This window comes from Brucella sp. (assembly GCF_032066345.1).
In the GTDB taxonomy this organism is placed as follows: domain Bacteria; phylum Pseudomonadota; class Alphaproteobacteria; order Rhizobiales; family Rhizobiaceae; genus Brucella; species Brucella pseudogrignonensis.
In genome coordinates, this window is record NZ_DAMBKZ010000002.1 from 190,289 (window position 1) to 204,639 (window position 14,351).

A 14,351-nucleotide genomic window follows, 5' to 3' on the forward strand; every position below is an offset into this window, starting at 1 on the left:
ATGATTAGGCGTTGCAATTCAATCGGCATCAAGCCAGTAGTAGCCGGGCATTTGATTGTTTCGACCAACGCTACGACTGGATTGCCAATGACCGACACACTGCCGCTCAAGCCGCTCGACCTGCCTGAAAACGAATTCGCGAGTCTCGTGCCGAATGCCAGATTGCGGCAACAGTTCCAGTTCATTCTTGAAGTCGAAAAGCTGAAGCAGGTCATTCGTCGGACACCGCTGCTGGATGCGTCGCGCCGCGAAAACGATGCCGAACACACCTGGGAGCTGGTGCTTATGGCAATGGTCTTGCAGGAACATGCGAATGAGAACGTCGATCTGCTTCGTGTGCTCAAGATGCTGATCATCCATGACATCGTTGAGATCGATGCAGGCGATACCTTCATCTATGACGACGCGGGAATTGTTGATCAGGAAGAGCGTGAAATGCAGGCAGCCACCCGGATATTGGGCATTCTGCCCGAAGATCAGGCGCTGGAATTCCGCGCCCTTTGGGATGAGTTCGAGGCACGCAAAACAGCAGAAGCGCAGTTTGCCCGTGCGATGGATCGGCTGCAGCCACTCCTGCACAACTTCTTCACAAGTGGCGGCACCTGGCATACGCCGGGCGTAACTGCGCCTGTGGTGCTTGACCGGAAGTCACCGATTTCCCACGCATCAGACACGCTTTGGGAAGCTGCACAGCGGATTATCGCGGAAGGTGTTGAGCGCGGATTTTTAAAGCAGAGCTGACCAGCGCCTGATTGGTCAAGCTTGGGTTTGGCATATTTCTGGTTGTCCGAGACGACAACCAGATGGAACCGCCAAGTCCTTAATATTAGTAACTAATAATATTAGAAAGCTTCCAAATAGTTTTTATCATAATAGGACAATATTGTTGTCCTTTTCTCTTTTCTTTTATTGCGTGAAGCGCTACTCAAGCGTTCATAAACGCCTCTTTAAAGAGGGATAAAAGCAAGAAAGGTGATTTGATGACTAAGGAGAATCTACTCGAAAGCGCACTCGTTCGTCTGGACGAGGCTGCAAGCCACATCAATATCGATCCGGATGTTATCGAGAAGCTGAAATACGCCCGTGAAACGATGAAAGTGCGCTTGATGATCCGTATGGATGACGGTTCGCGCAAATCCTTTCTTGCATGGCGCTGTCGTTATGACGACACCCGCGGACCAACCAAGGGCGGCATTCGCTACCATCCCGAATCAACGGCTGAAGAAGTCGAAACTCTTGCTTTCTGGATGACCTTCAAATGCGCCGTCATGAACCTGCCTTACGGCGGCGGCAAGGGTGCAATCCAGGTCGACCCTCGCAAGCTTTCCAAGGCAGAACTTGAGCGCCTTTCGCGCGCCTATATTCAGGCTTTCTCCGGCATTATCGGCCCGGACCGCGATATTCCGGCACCGGACGTCTATACCAACTCCATGATTATGGGCTGGATGGCAGACGAATATTCGCAGATCGTCGGCCAGTCTTCGCCTGCGGTTATCACCGGCAAACCACTGGCGCTCGGCGGTTCGCTGGGCCGTAATGATGCGACCGCACGCGGCGGCTTCTATCTCGTTCGCCATCTGGCGCATGATCTCGGCCTTGCGTCGCAGCTTCGCGTCACCGTTCAGGGCTTCGGCAATGCCGGTCAGTTCTTTGCGAAACTGATGGCCAGCGACGGCCATAAGATCGTTGCCGTTTCGGATTCGTCGGGTGCTGTTTATTGCGCAAACGGTCTTGATCTTGACCTGTTGTTGAAAGCCAAGGATCAGGGCAAGTCGGTTGTTTCCACCGCTGGCAGCAACGGTCATGAAGCGATCAGCGCTGATGAACTTCTTGCAGTTGATTGCGATGTGCTTGCGCCAAGCGCCATGGAAAACATGATCCATGTCGACAACGCCGCTTCCATCAAGAGCAAGTTGATTGTTGAGCTGGCAAACGGTCCTGTGACGCCAGAAGCTGACAAAATTCTCGAGCAAAAGGGCGTTATCGTTCTGCCGGATATTCTGGCCAATGCTGGCGGCGTGACGGTTTCCTATTTTGAATGGGTTCAGAACCGCCAAGGCTATTACTGGACGCTTGAAGAAATCCATGAGCGCCTGAAGACCATCATGGAACGTGAAGGCCGCGCCATCTGGAACCATGCCAAGCAGCACAAGGTAACTGTTCGCTCGGCAGCCTATGTTCATGCGCTGGAACGCCTTGCACAGGCTATCGAGGCGCACGGCACGCAGAATTATTTCTCTGCCTGATTATATATTTCGAGACGGTCCCTCCTGTCAGCTATCTGACAGGAGGGAATTTCTAACCATCAAAATTTTTCAGCCTGATAATCGTATAATACTTGCCCAAAAGGCTCTTTGAATAGCGCCTCACCGTTCCTATATCCTGTAAAATCAGGAAACAGCGAGGAATGGGATGAATATCGGGCAAGCCGCCAAAGCATCGGGCATATCGGCGAAAATGATCCGCCATTATGAAACCATCGGGCTTATCGAGGCTGCCGACAGAACCAGCTCGGGCTATCGCGTCTATACGCAAAATGATGTCGAAACGCTGCGTTTCATCCGATCAAGTCGTGATCTTGGATTTCAGGTCGAACAGATCAAGGAACTGCTTGCCCTCTGGCGCGACCGCAATCGTGCATCTTCCGATGTGAAGAAAGTCGCATTGCAGCATGTCGAAGACCTCGAAGCCAAGATGAAGCAGTTGCAGAACATGGCCGATACGCTGCGCCACCTCGCCCATAATTGCCATGGCGACAACCGGCCCGATTGCCCGATCATCCACGAGCTTGCCAGCCACAGCGCACCGAAGGGCGTTCGTCCGGCCCCGCGCAAAGGCGAATTGCTGCACGGAAAAATTTGACGGGCGCCTTTGAGAGATAAGAGCATAAAAGCGAAACGCCGGGAATTTCCCGGCGTTTCTGTTTGATGTGCGCTGTCGATTACTTTTATACCAAGGCGGCTCAAGATGCTGACGCATCACGCCTTGAAAAAGTTCAATTGCCACTCGGGCTTAACCAAAACTCCATGAGTCATACTCATGGAGTTTTGGTATTACGCGCATCTCGGTCCGAAAGACGTGCTTTATTTCGGCAGCGTATAGGCAATCACATAGTCGCCCGGCTTGGTGCCGACCGAACCATGACCGCCCGCGACCATCAGCACGAATTGCTGATCACCAACGGTGTAGGTCATTGGTGTGGACTGACCGCCTGCAGGCAGACGCGCTTCCCACAGAACTTCACCATTGGTGAGATTATAAGCACGAAGATAATCATCCACCGCAGCGCCCAGGAAGGCTACGCCACCAGCGGTAATCATCGGACCACCAATGCCCGGCACGCCAACCTTGAATGGCAGCGGAACCGGTGCCATATCGCGGATTGTACCATTGCGGTGCTTATAGACCGTCTTGCCTGTGCGCAGATCGACACCCGCGACATAGCCCCATGGCGGCGACTGGCACGGAATGCCCAGCGGGCTCAGGAATGGCCCCATGAACACGCCGTAAGGCGCGCCATCATTGCGGTTCAGACCCTGTTCGCTGCCCTTCTCGTCCTGACCGCGCGGCGGAATATCCGCACGCGGCACAAGGCGCGAGGTGAAAGCGAGATAGGTCGGCATACCGAACATCACCTGACGCTCAGGATCGACCGCTACGCTGCCCCAGTTGAAGACACCGAAATTGCCCGGATAGACAATCGTGCCTTTGAGCGAAGGCGGCGTGTAACGTCCCTCATAGAAATGCTTGTGGAACGCAATGCGGCAGGCGAGCTGATCGAACAATGTCACGCCCCACATATCGCTTTCCTTAAGCGGTGGCGGGCTAAATGTCAGATCAGAGATCGGTTGCGTTGGTGATGTGTGATCTTCCGGGATTGCGCCGGTCGGTGCTGCCATCTCACTGATCGGGATAATCGGCTCGCCAGTGCGGCGGTCGAGTACATAGAGATCGCCCTGCTTGGTCGGACCAACCAGCGCGGGAACGCCGTTGATGTCAAGCAGGACCGGCTGTGCTGGCACGTCCATGTCCCACAGATCGTGGTGGACGGTCTGGCGAACCCACTTCACCTGCCCGGTGTTCACATCCAGCGCCACGATGGACGACGAATATTTTTCGACATTTTCGCTGCGGCCCATGCCGAGCTGATCCGGCACCTGATTGCCAAGTGGAATGAAGATCAGACCAAGCTTTTCATCAACACTCGATACCGACCAGCTGTTCGGAGAATTGGTCGTATAGTGCTGGCCTTCCGGCAGAGGTGTGGTGACATCGGGATTTCCCGAATCCCAGTTCCACAGCAGCTCTCCGGTGCGGATATCGAAGGCGCGAATGACGCCAGACTGTTCTTCAGTCGAGTAATTATCATTGACGGCACCGCCGACAATGATCTTGTCACCCACGACCGCCGGTGGCGAGGTTGAGTAGTAGTAACCTGCCGGATTATATTTCATGCCGTGGCTGAGATCGAGCGTACCGCCATTGGCGAAATCGGTGCAGATCTCGCCGCTTTGCGTATCCAGCGCGATCAGACGGGCGTCAGACGTCGGCAGATAAACGCGTTCTGAACATTTCGCACCAGCAGTTGCGGTCGAATCCTTCCAGTAGCTGACGCCACGGCAGGTCTGGTGCTGACGATCGGTGTTGAAGCCGACCTTCGGATCGAACTTCCACTTTTCCTTGCCGGTCGCTGCATCAAGGGCGATAGCCCAGTTATGCGGCGTGCAAAGGAAGAGCGAGTCGCCGATTTTGAGCGGCGTCACCTGATAGGTGGTTTCACCCACATCTTCCGGCTGCTTGACATCGCCGGTCTGGTATTGCCAGGCGACCTGAAGTTTGGAGACATTTTCAGGCGTTATCTGTGCAAGCGGCGAGTAGCGCTGTCCGTAAGGCGTACGACCATATTGATGCCATTCACCATCAGGCACATTGCCACCGAGATCAGGCGTTGCGGCAACCTTTTCCGTTGGCAGGTTGCCATTGATGCTGGTTGGGTCCTGCGTCATCGAATAGCCGGCAACAACAAGTGCTGCGAGCGTCGCTATCGTGAGTGGCAAGCCACCGCCATTCAGCGGCTTTCTGACCCAGGGCGTGAGCAGCCAAAGGCCAAGCAGAACAATGATGCCGCCGGTTGAGCCAAGCCGCCACCAATCGAAGCCAACTTCATAAACCGCCCAACAGAGCGCTCCAAGGATGACCAGCGCGTAAATCCAGAGCGCCAGAGAGCTTCGTTTGAGAAGAAAGAAACCGGTCAACAGAAAGCCAACAGCAATCGCTATGAAGGCCCAGCTGCCACCCAATGTTGCGAGGTAGATACCGGCTGCGCCGAGCGCAAGACCAATCAGTAAAAACAGAATAGACGTCAGAGAAACAAGCAAGACATTACCCCCTTCAAGTAGTGACTGCAGTCCCGCCGTGCATGACTGTTACTTGAAACAAAGATGCACGGATTAAACCGAATTCGATGCATTTCTGATTTGGGTAGGCCTCATATTGGTAGAAGTGTCGCAGCAAATTGATTGCTGCGCAACACGGCTTGCCTGCTCATCCACATAGGCGGCAAAATAAAAAATCCAGTGGCAAATGTTTAAAAGCAATATCGCCTGTCGGCAGCGAGAAGACTGCCGACAGGATAACCCTATAATCAGGCCATCGGGCTTTTGAAACTGCGCAGGCGCAAAGCATTGCTCAGCACGAAAATGCTAGAAAGCGCCATCGCACCTGCTGCCAGCACCGGCGAAAGAAGCGTGCCGGTAAACGGATAAAGAATACCAGCGGCAACCGGAATCAACGCCACGTTATAGGCAAAAGCCCAGAACAGGTTTTCGCTGATGTTGCGGATTGTGGCCTTTGAGATTGCAATCGCATTGACCACGCCACGCAGATCACCTGACATCAGCACAACATCAGCGCTTTCAATCGCAATATCCGTGCCTGTGCCAATCGCAATACCCACATCTGCGGAAGCCAGAGCTGGTGCATCATTGATGCCGTCACCCACAAAGGCAATGCGCTTGCCCCCAGCCGAAAGGCGCTTCAAAGCTTCGACCTTGCCGTCCGGCAGCACTTCCGCAACCACTTCATCAATGCCAAGGCGCTTGGCAATCGCCTGAGCAGTGCGGCGGTTGTCGCCGGTAATCATCGCGACTTTGAGGCCCTGCTCATGCATGGCAGCAATGGCGGCAGGCGTGGTTTCCTTCATTGGGTCGGCAACCGTGATGATTGCAGCGAGCTTGCCGTCGATTGCTGCATAAAGCGGGGTCTGGCCTTCATCGCCAAGACGGCTCGCATCATCCGCAAACACCGCTACATCCAGACCGAGCTTCGCCATATAGCGATCAGCACCAATGGCAACTTCACGACCCGAAACGCTGGCCTTAAGCCCGAAACCGGGAACGGACTCAAAGGCCGAAACATCGGCAAGCTTCAGTCCCTTTTCCTTTGCAGCCGTCACAATCGCATCAGCAATTGGATGTTCGGAACGTGCTTCCACCGCTGCAACCAGCGCCAGGGCTTCATCCTTATCGATGCCATCGACAACAGCGAAATGCGCCAAAGCCGGCTTACCTTGTGTCAGCGTGCCGGTTTTGTCGACCGCAATCACCGATGCATCACGCAGCGTTTGCAGCGCGTCACCACGACGGAACAGAACGCCAAATTCTGCAGCGCGCCCCGTGCCCACCATGATCGATGTCGGCGTTGCCAGTCCCATGGCACATGGGCAGGCGATAATGACAACCGCAATAGCATTGACCAGCGCATAGCCCATCATGGCTGTGCCGCCGATAACCAGCCATGCTATGAAAGTAAGGACCGCAGCAGCCATAACCGCAGGCACGAACCAGCCTGTGACCTTATCGACCTTGGCCTGAATAGGCAGCTTGTCCGCCTGCGCATCTTCGACCATCCGCACGATCTGCGAGATGACCATATCACGGCCAACCTTGGTTGCGCGGAATGTGAAGGCGCCGGTTTTGTTGATCGTGCCGCCGACGACTTCCGCGCCCTCTTCCTTGGCAACGGGTACGGGTTCGCCGGTAATCATCGATTCATCCACAAAGGACGAGCCTTCGATCACCTCGCCATCGACGGGGACTTTCTCGCCCGGACGCACCTGAACGATATCGCCAACGCGCACATCTTCAAGCGGCACGTCGATCGCGTCGCCATTGCGGAGCACGCGGGCCGACTTGGCCTGCAAGCCAACGAGACGGCTGATCGCAGCCGAGGTTCGGCCCTTGGCACGAGCTTCCAGATAACGGCCAATCAGGATCAGCGTGACAATGACAGCAGCGGCCTCGAAATAGACGTTGACTGTTCCTGCTGGCAGAATATCCGGCCAGAAGGTTGCAACGACCGAAAAGCCCCATGCGGCGGCTGTTCCGACAACCACCAGCGAGTTCATGTCGGGTGCAGCACGCAGAAGGGCCGGAATGCCTTTCTTGAAAAAGCGCATACCCGGGCCGAAGAGGACAAGTGTTGTCAGCACAAACTGGAAATACCAGCTGTTCTGCATTCCAATCGTGTCCATGACGAACATGTGCACCGCTGGAACGATATGCGATCCCATTTCAAGAATGAAAACCGGCAGGGTCAGAACCGCAGCAAGGATGACGTTCTTTTTCAGCTCAAGCGCTTCCGCATCGCGCTTGTCAGATTGCGTTTCCTGCTTGGCATCGCTGCGTGCCTCTTCAAGAGAACGCGCTTCATAGCCCGCGGTTTCAACCGCCTTGATAAGATCACCAAGCGGCACCTGGCCAGCCAATTCGACATGAGCGCGTTCGGTCGCGAGATTAACGCTGGCGCGGGTTACGCCAGGCACGGCATTCAATGCCTTTTCAACCTTGCTCACACAGGAAGCACAGCTCATGCCTTCAATGGCGAGATCGGCACTTCCCGACGGCACGTCATAACCTGCCTTGCGGATCGCATCGATGACGGCTGGCATGTCGGGTGCGGCCTTGAAGGTCACATCGGCGCGCTCGGTCGCAAGATTGACAGACACCTTGTCAACGCCCGGCACTTTCGCGACAGCCTTCTCAACAGATGACACGCAGGAGGCACAGCTCATACCCTCGACGGGAATGGCGAAACTTGTGTTTTCGGATTTGACTGGCTTGTTCATGGCAATCCCTTCTTCTGCGCATCGTGCTTTCCGAAGATCGTTGCCGATTTTTGAGCCGATGCTGCAGCCCCTTTTTAAAGGGCTAGATACTGAGTTGCATCATAAGTAACCCTTCCCACCGTTGGAAGGTCAAGCCTTATTCATAAATGATTTTCAGATGGCCATTTCGTTCTGCGGCTGCATTACAGCGAGGATTGATCCGCAGCGGGTCTGGATGAATTCGGGCACCTCAGCTGCAGGCATCGGACGCCCCATCAGGAAGCCCTGCACCTCGCCGAAATTCTGCTTGCGCAGGCATTCAAGCTGCTGCGTGGTTTCCACGCCTTCAGCAGTCGTTACAATCCGAAAACCAGCGCCCAGCGTGGCGACCGCCTGAATGATCGCGAGATCACGGGTATCGACTTCGATGCCCGATACAAAACTGCGGTCAACCTTGATCTTGTCGAACGGGAACGAGCGCAGATAGCTGAGCGATGAATAGCCAGTGCCAAAATCATCCATGGCGATCCGCACACCCAGGCGACGCAACTCAAACAGCAGTTCGATATTGTGTTTGCTGTTTTGCAGGAAAACGGATTCCGTGATTTCAAGTTCGAGACGTTCTGGAGATAAAGCCGCCTCATCAAGCGCTTCCGTGACGGAATCGAGCAGCGTCGTCTGATTGAACTGCACCGGAGAAAGATTGACCGAAACTTTGATCTCATCCGGCCAGGAAGCTGCCTGACAACAAGCCTGTCTCAGCACCCAATCGCCGATGGGGCCGATAAGCCCGGCTTCTTCTGCAATCGGAATGAACTCAACCGGCGAGACCATGCCCAGCGATGGATGACGCCAGCGCAGCAGGGCTTCAAACCCGGATATACGACCTGATTCCAGATTGAAGATCGGTTGGTAATGCAGCTCGAACTGCTTCGCGGCCAAGGCCACCCGCAGATCAGTTGTCATCGCATGGCGTTTCTCAACAGCCAGTCGCAGCGAATGTTGGTAGAAGCGGAACGTTCGCCGACCATCCGCCTTGGCGGCATAAAGCGCCAAATCAGCATTGCGCATCAGCACGTCGGTATCTTCACCATGCAGAGGCGCCTGAGCGATACCAAGACTGCAAGACACGAATTCCGTCGTATCACCGAGATCAAACGGATCCTGAAAAGCTGAAAGAAGGCGGTCCGCAAACATGGCAATCTGCGAAATCGCATCGCTGCGATAGATGATGGCGAATTCATCGCCACCAAGTCGCGCGAGAAACTGATCGCAAGTCGTGATGTTCTTAAGACGCGTCGCCACCTGATTGAGCAGCAGATCACCTATCTGGTGGCCCCTGCTGTCATTAATGGTCTTGAAGTGGTCGATGTCGAGATAGAACAGCGCAAACGCCGGAGCACTGTCGCCCTTTTTCAGAATATTTTCAATATATTGCGAGAAATAGGCACGGTTCGGCAGATCCGTCAGACTGTCGTGCATGGCGATATGCGTCATGCGCTGTTCAGTCTCGCGTCGCTCAGTAATATCTTCGACAAGCCCGATCAGGTAACGCGATTTATCGCCTTCAACAGGTGGAATGGGACGTTTGATGATCCGCATCCGACGCGGTGTGCCGTCAGCACAACGAATATCCCGCTCAATCGTCAACACATCGCCGCGGCGCATTGCCAGCCGATCCTGCTGCGTCAGAAGCTTTGCTTCCTCGCTTGGAAAAATTTCGGCGTCGATCGAGCCAACTACATGGTCGATATTGTGACCGCTGATCGTGGACGCTGCCTGATTGTAGAGAACATATCGGCCTTCGTCCTGCATATCCTTGACGAAAACACCAAGCGGCATGTTGTTGACCAGTCCATCAAGCAGAGACTGCACATGACTTGCCTGCCGGGTCGCCTCTGCCAGTTCGGTCATGTCTTGAACGATTGCCAGAATGACCTGCTTGCCGTCGAAGACGACCTGGCGTCCGTAAGTGAGAACCTCGATGGTTTCGCCGTTGGCTTTGAGATGCTGCCAGCGTTCGGGACGCTCAAGATCGCTTCTGTCGCGCACGGCTGCAAACATCCGCTCCCGCTCGGTCTGCGGACGGATATCAAGCACTGTCATGCCGGGGATTTCGTCTGCAGAATAGCCGTAAAGCGCATGGGCCGCTTCATTCATGACAATGAATGCTAGCGTTTCAGGATCATAGACCCACATGGGTGTCGGATGAGTTGTAAAAAGAATGCGGAAATCCTCGTCGGATGTGCGCACCATCGCATCACCCGAGTGAGCCTCACCGGCTTCCCGCTTCCTCATCATTGGTCCCTCATCAGACAAATCCTGACTGGATGTTTTCCGCTCTCATGCGAGAGTTAACCCGGAGAATCAGATCAAACTGTCTGTAGCAGGACGATGCAATCCGGTGGATAGCTTACAGTCTAGAATTTTAACAAATTATATACAAATTATCAAAATCCCTAATTTAGCGCCTGCAATTTGTCGTTTTACAGTCTCTTGACCGGCCTGCTGTTCCGGCCTATGCCTAAGACACAAAATTCGTTGGGGTGCCTTCGAAGCAAGATCAGGAAAAGCGCTAAACGGTTTTCCATCCGACCTTGCGACACAAAAGGCTGAGAGACGCTGACCGCGTTAACCCATTGAACCTGATCCGGGTAATACCTGCGTAGGGAACGGAGTTTGGCGCGTCGCGAACTAGGAGGATTTCATCCTCCGTGGGGCAAAGCCCCAAAACCCGTTCATGACGTCTCAATTTTCCGTTCGGAATGAGAGACGACATGATGGACTTAAGACAAAGCCTCTCCCGAACAAAAGCAAGCAGCAGCAATGGTGCATCCGTGCCTATTTGCGTGACTATTGCTGGCTCCGACAGCGGCGGCGGTGCTGGCATTCAGGCTGATCTAAAGAGCTTTTCAGCACTGAACGTCTATGGTGCAAGCGTCATTACAGCGATCACCGCACAGAACACATTAGCGGTCACAGCAGTCCACGATGTTCCGTCTGAAATCGTTGCGGCACAGATTGATGCAGTCTTCAGCGATCTCAATGTGGCTTCGGTCAAGATCGGCATGGTGTCGGTGCCGGAAACCATTCAGACAATCGCCAAAGGCCTTGGGCATTTCTCTGGGCCGGTGGTTCTTGATCCGGTGATGGTGGCGAAATCCGGCGACAGGCTTTTGAGCGAAACCGCAATCTCGACATTGCGCGAAAAACTGATCCCGCTTGCATGCCTTCTGACACCAAACCGGCCGGAAGCTGCCTGCCTGCTCGATTGTGCCATCGCGCGAAATAATAATGAGGCGGAAGAACAAGGGCGCGCTTTGCTCAAGCTCGGCGCGAAGGCTGTCCTGATGAAAGGCGGGCACGCTGAGGGCGACATCTGCACCGACCTTCTCATCCGTGCCAATCTGCCGATGATCCAGCTGGAAGCGCCGCGTATCTACACGCAGAACACCCATGGGACTGGCTGCACGCTTTCGTCAGCAATTGCAGCGGGTCTCGGCAAGGGGCTTTCGATGGAACAATCCCTTCGTGAAGCGCACAGCTATCTGCAAGCGGCCATCCGGTCCGCTAACACGTTGCAGGTCGGAAGCGGGCACGGCCCCGTGCATCATTTCCACGCTTTGTGGGAGATTGCATAATGCGCGTCACCATCATCGGCGCAGGTGTTGCAGGCCTTGCCTGCGCTGCAGAATTTAGTGACCAGGGCCACGCCGTCACTGTCATTGCCAAAAGCACCGCAATCGGCTCCGACAGCTGTTCGTGGTTTGCAGGCGGAATGCTGGCCCCGTGGTGCGAAGGCGAGAGTGCGGAAGAACCCGTCGTAAGGCTGGGGCAAGAAGCGATTGGCTGGTGGGAACGACATGTTTCGACGGTCCACCGCAAGGGCACGCTCGTCATTTCCCACACACGCGATACGACTGAACTGCGCCGCTTCGCCCGTCGCACGCAAGCCTTCGACACAATTGATTCCGAACAGATTGATGCACTGGAGCCGGACCTTGCAGGCCGTTTCCGGCAGGGGCTTTTTTTTACTGAGGAAGGCCACCTCAATCCACGCAATACACTGATCGAACTTGCCGAAAACCTGCAAAAGCAAGGCGTCGTCTTTCATCTCGGGCAAGATGCGAAAGATTTAAAAATAGACACCGATATCACCGTCGATGCGCGCGGTCTGGCAGCACGCGATCAATTGCAGGATCTGCGCGGCGTGAAGGGCGAAATGCTGGTGGTTCGCTCCCGCGACATCAATCTTTCGCGCCCTGTGCGTCTGCTGCATCCGCGCATTCCGCTCTACATCGTGCCGCGCGGTGACGGCATTCATATGATCGGGGCAACCATGATCGAAAGCGATGAGAGAGGCGGCATCAGCGTTCGCTCGACGCTGGAAATGTTAAGCGCCGCCTATGCGCTGCATCCAGCATTTGGCGAGGCGGAAATTCTGGAAACCGGCGTCGATGCCCGCCCCGCCTTCCCCGACAATCTGCCGCGTGTGCGCAAGCGCGGCCAAACAATCTATGTCAACGGGCTTTACCGACACGGCTTTCTGCTCTCGCCTGCGGTTGCACGCATGGCGGTTGCGGCAGCAACCGAGACCGAACAACAACCTGAACTTCTGGAGAACCTGGCATGACCATCGTTTTAAATGGCGAGGTCTTTGAGACCAAAAGCGCCAATCTTTTGGCTCTGCTTACAGAAATCGAACTTGATGAGGCCGTGGTGGCAACCGCGCTCAATGGCGAATTCATTGCAGGCGATGAACGCGAGGAAACTCTCATCGGTGAAGGTGACCGCATCGAAGTGCTCGCGCCGATGCAGGGAGGCTAAGATGCTGGAATTTTACGGAAAAACATTTGAAAGCCGCCTACTATTGGGAACGGCGCAATATCCATCACCCTCTATTCTTGCTGACAGCGTCCGCTCATCAAGGTCGGAAATCGTGACGGTTTCGCTGCGGCGCGAGAGCGGGAATATGCGTGCCGGTCAGGATTTTTGGACACTGATCAAGGATCTTGGTGTTTCGATTTTGCCCAATACTGCCGGGTGCCATACCGCACGCGAAGCAGTCACCACGGCAAAAATGGCCCGTGACGTTTTCGGCACAAACTGGATCAAGCTTGAAGTCATCGGCGATCACGACACGTTGCAGCCCGATCCTTTCGGGCTGGTCGAAGCAGCCCGTATTCTCTGCGATGAGGGTTTTGAGGTCTTTCCCTATATGAATGACGATCTGGTGGTTGCGGAAAAGCTGATTGAGGCAGGCTGCAAGGTGTTGATGCCATGGGGCGCGCCGATTGGTTCAGGTCGCGGCCTCAACAATCCTTATGCGCTTAAAACCATGCGTGCGCATTTCCCCGATATTCCACTGGTCGTCGACGCCGGGATTGGTGTCCCATCGCACGCTGCAACCGCCATGGAACTTGGCTTTGATGCCGTGCTGATCAACACCGCCGTTGCCAAAGCAGGTGATCCAGCCGCTATCGCCCGCGCTTTTGCACTTTCAGTTGAAGCTGGCCGCATCGCCTATGAAGCCGATCCGATTGAAGCCCGCGACATGGCTGCCCCCTCCACTCCATTACTCGGAAAGGCATTTTTGTAATGGCCCTTGATCCGTTCTACCCGATCTTTGACAGCGCCAGCTGGTGTGAGCGCATGGTGCCGCTTGGCATCAAACTCGTGCAGCTGCGCATCAAGGATAAGAACGACGCTGAACTGCGCGCAGAAATTCGTGCAGCTCGCGAAATTTGCGCGCGATATGATTGCCAGCTCATCGTCAATGACTACTGGAAACTGGCGATTGAGGAAGGCTGCGACTTCATACATCTCGGTCAGGAAGACCTTGATGAAGCCGATCTCGATGCAATCCGTGAGAGCGGTGTGAAGCTCGGTGTATCCAGCCATGACGAGGCTGAACTTGATCGCGCATTAGCGCTAAAGCCAGCCTATATCGCGCTCGGCCCTGTCTATCCGACCATTCTCAAAAAGATGAAATGGCATGAACAAGGACTGGACCGGGTCAGCCAATGGAAAGCCACCCTAGGCGATATTCCGCTTGTTGGCATTGGCGGCATGAATGTGGAGCGCGCGCCGGGTGTCTTTAAAGCCGGAGCTGACATTGTATCCGTCGTCACCGACATCACTCTCAATCCTGATCCGGAAGCCCGCGTGCGGCAATGGATCGAAGTTACACGCCCCTATGTAAAGTAGACCTAATATTCGCTTTAACGCGCATCTTGTCCGAAAACCG

Annotated in this window: 11 protein-coding genes and 1 riboswitch; of the genes, 8 read left to right on the plus strand and 3 right to left on the minus strand. The window is 54.8% G+C overall.

Going from position 1 to position 14,351, the window contains the following annotated elements; all coding sequences use genetic code 11:
- The first annotated feature begins 87 nt into the window (after positions 1 to 87).
- From RT142_RS03445 to cueR, 3 genes are all read left to right on the plus strand, one after another.
- Positions 88 to 741 carry an HD domain-containing protein gene (locus RT142_RS03445; protein WP_313027380.1) on the plus strand — a complete coding sequence of 218 codons (654 nt, stop codon included), beginning with the start codon at positions 88 to 90 and terminating at the stop codon, positions 739 to 741.
- A gap of 239 nt (positions 742 to 980) precedes the next feature.
- Entirely contained in the window at positions 981 to 2,246 is a 1,266-nt protein-coding gene (locus tag RT142_RS03450; RefSeq protein ID WP_007873387.1) for a Glu/Leu/Phe/Val family dehydrogenase, read from the plus strand.
- A gap of 166 nt (positions 2,247 to 2,412) precedes the next feature.
- Complete coding sequence (cueR, locus tag RT142_RS03455) at positions 2,413 to 2,862, plus strand: Cu(I)-responsive transcriptional regulator (RefSeq protein ID WP_112804646.1); 450 nt, start codon at positions 2,413 to 2,415, stop codon at positions 2,860 to 2,862.
- A gap of 221 nt (positions 2,863 to 3,083) precedes the next feature.
- On the opposite strand, the gene RT142_RS03460 is transcribed toward cueR, so the two are convergent.
- From RT142_RS03460 to RT142_RS03470, 3 genes are all read right to left on the minus strand, one after another.
- Positions 3,084 to 5,378, minus strand: coding sequence for a glucose/quinate/shikimate family membrane-bound PQQ-dependent dehydrogenase (locus tag RT142_RS03460; RefSeq protein ID WP_112804645.1), 2,295 nt, complete (start codon positions 5,376 to 5,378; stop codon positions 3,084 to 3,086).
- 266 nt (positions 5,379 to 5,644) lie between these two features.
- Entirely contained in the window at positions 5,645 to 8,125 is a 2,481-nt protein-coding gene (locus RT142_RS03465; protein ID WP_079211442.1) for a heavy metal translocating P-type ATPase, read from the minus strand.
- A gap of 153 nt (positions 8,126 to 8,278) precedes the next feature.
- Positions 8,279 to 10,402, minus strand: a complete 2,124-nt coding sequence (locus RT142_RS03470) for a putative bifunctional diguanylate cyclase/phosphodiesterase (RefSeq protein ID WP_409558561.1) — start codon at positions 10,400 to 10,402, stop codon at positions 8,279 to 8,281.
- Positions 10,403 to 10,636: 234 nt separating this feature from the next.
- A riboswitch (TPP riboswitch) is annotated at positions 10,637 to 10,793 on the plus strand.
- A 91-nt stretch (positions 10,794 to 10,884) separates the two neighbouring features.
- Here RT142_RS03470 and thiD point away from each other — a divergent pair.
- Genes thiD through RT142_RS03495 form a run of 5 tightly spaced genes read left to right on the plus strand, consistent with a single transcriptional unit; the run spans position 10,885 to position 14,311 of the window.
- Positions 10,885 to 11,745: a bifunctional hydroxymethylpyrimidine kinase/phosphomethylpyrimidine kinase gene (gene thiD, locus RT142_RS03475; protein ID WP_113158952.1), complete on the plus strand. Its 861-nt coding sequence runs from the start codon at positions 10,885 to 10,887 to the stop codon at positions 11,743 to 11,745.
- The gene (gene thiO, locus RT142_RS03480; RefSeq protein ID WP_313027385.1) at positions 11,745 to 12,737 is read left to right on the plus strand and encodes a glycine oxidase ThiO; all 993 of its coding nucleotides are present in this window, start codon (positions 11,745 to 11,747) and stop codon (positions 12,735 to 12,737) included. Before thiD ends, thiO begins: the two co-directional genes overlap by 1 nt.
- The gene (gene thiS / locus RT142_RS03485; protein ID WP_112804643.1) at positions 12,734 to 12,931 is read left to right on the plus strand and encodes a sulfur carrier protein ThiS; all 198 of its coding nucleotides are present in this window, start codon (positions 12,734 to 12,736) and stop codon (positions 12,929 to 12,931) included. Before thiO ends, thiS begins: the two co-directional genes overlap by 4 nt.
- A gap of 1 nt (position 12,932) precedes the next feature.
- Positions 12,933 to 13,703, plus strand: a complete 771-nt coding sequence (locus RT142_RS03490; RefSeq protein ID WP_313027389.1) for a thiazole synthase — start codon at positions 12,933 to 12,935, stop codon at positions 13,701 to 13,703.
- Positions 13,703 to 14,311 (plus strand): thiamine phosphate synthase, encoded by a 609-nt coding sequence (locus RT142_RS03495; RefSeq protein WP_285537444.1) that lies wholly within the window; start codon positions 13,703 to 13,705, stop codon positions 14,309 to 14,311. The genes RT142_RS03490 and RT142_RS03495 overlap by 1 nt, the downstream gene beginning before the upstream one ends.
- Positions 14,312 to 14,351 lie beyond the last annotated feature (40 nt).

What these genes read in the sequence shown, in the direction of transcription:
- RT142_RS03445 (WP_313027380.1), top strand. Translation starts at nt 88, where the DNA reads ATGACCGACACACTGCCGCTCAAGCCGCTCGACCTGCCTGAAAACGAA.
- thiS (WP_112804643.1), top strand. Translation starts at nt 12,734, where the DNA reads ATGACCATCGTTTTAAATGGCGAGGTCTTTGAGACCAAAAGCGCCAAT.
- cueR (WP_112804646.1), top strand. Translation starts at nt 2,413, where the DNA reads ATGAATATCGGGCAAGCCGCCAAAGCATCGGGCATATCGGCGAAAATG.
- RT142_RS03465 (WP_079211442.1), bottom strand. Translation starts at nt 8,125, where the DNA reads ATGAACAAGCCAGTCAAATCCGAAAACACAAGTTTCGCCATTCCCGTC.
- thiD (WP_113158952.1), top strand. Translation starts at nt 10,885, where the DNA reads ATGGACTTAAGACAAAGCCTCTCCCGAACAAAAGCAAGCAGCAGCAAT.
- RT142_RS03450 (WP_007873387.1), top strand. Translation starts at nt 981, where the DNA reads ATGACTAAGGAGAATCTACTCGAAAGCGCACTCGTTCGTCTGGACGAG.
- thiO (WP_313027385.1), top strand. Translation starts at nt 11,745, where the DNA reads ATGCGCGTCACCATCATCGGCGCAGGTGTTGCAGGCCTTGCCTGCGCT.
- RT142_RS03490 (WP_313027389.1), top strand. Translation starts at nt 12,933, where the DNA reads ATGCTGGAATTTTACGGAAAAACATTTGAAAGCCGCCTACTATTGGGA.
- RT142_RS03470 (WP_409558561.1), bottom strand. Translation starts at nt 10,402, where the DNA reads ATGAGGAAGCGGGAAGCCGGTGAGGCTCACTCGGGTGATGCGATGGTG.
- RT142_RS03495 (WP_285537444.1), top strand. Translation starts at nt 13,703, where the DNA reads ATGGCCCTTGATCCGTTCTACCCGATCTTTGACAGCGCCAGCTGGTGT.